This window comes from Xenorhabdus budapestensis, from assembly GCF_002632465.1.
GTDB lineage: Bacteria > Pseudomonadota > Gammaproteobacteria > Enterobacterales > Enterobacteriaceae > Xenorhabdus > Xenorhabdus budapestensis.
This window is the reverse complement of record NZ_NIBS01000131.1, coordinates 1-629: the sequence shown is the minus strand read 5'-3', so window position 1 is coordinate 629 and position 629 is coordinate 1. Positions and strand designations below refer to the sequence as shown.

Genomic DNA, 629 nt, shown 5'->3' with positions numbered 1-629 from the left:
TTGTCACTCTTAAACCACCTCCTATGGAGGTGGTGATCGTTCCTGTGGGGCTTTGCCCGTAGGACGCTCATGCTAAATACTTCCTCAGTTTGTTACCAGCAAATCAAAGGAGTAAATAGCATGAGCAGATATGAATCGGCTTCACATGTATTTTATCGTTGTCAGTATCACCTTGTCTGGACACCGAAGTACAGATACAAAATCCTCAAAGGAAATTTAGGTAAAGAGCTTTATCGAAGCATCTATGTCTATTGCAGCATGAAGAAATGTACGGTTATAGAGCTAAACGTGCAAATAGATCATGTGCACTTAGTCGTTAGAACGCCCCCGAGCTTGAGTGTTTCAGAACTAATGGGATTTGTGAAAGGGCGGACAGCCATAAGGCTGTTCGCAAAATTTCCGTATCTGAGAAAGAAAAAATTATGGGGTAATCACTTCTGGCAAAGAGGATATTTTGTGGATTCGGTAGGAGCCAATGAAGAAATTATTCGCAGATATGTGCGGTACCAGGACAAAGTAGCCAAAGAAGAGGCAGAAAGACAAATACAGCTGGGGCTGGAAGAATAGTGTTTAAGCCCCCTTTTAGGGGGCCGCGTCAAAGCCGCCTTCTATGAAGGCGGATTTTTACT

At 43.4% G+C, this 629-nt stretch carries 1 protein-coding gene; it reads left to right on the top strand.

Annotation, left to right across the window (positions count from 1 at the left end):
- Positions 1 to 120 precede the first annotated feature (120 nt).
- Positions 121 to 567 carry an IS200/IS605 family transposase gene (gene tnpA / locus Xbud_RS19250; protein ID WP_099134496.1) on the top strand — a complete coding sequence of 149 codons (447 nt, stop codon included), beginning with the start codon at positions 121 to 123 and terminating at the stop codon, positions 565 to 567.
- Positions 568 to 629 lie beyond the last annotated feature (62 nt).

What these genes read in the sequence shown, in the direction of transcription:
- tnpA (WP_099134496.1), top strand. Translation starts at nt 121, where the DNA reads ATGAGCAGATATGAATCGGCTTCACATGTATTTTATCGTTGTCAGTAT.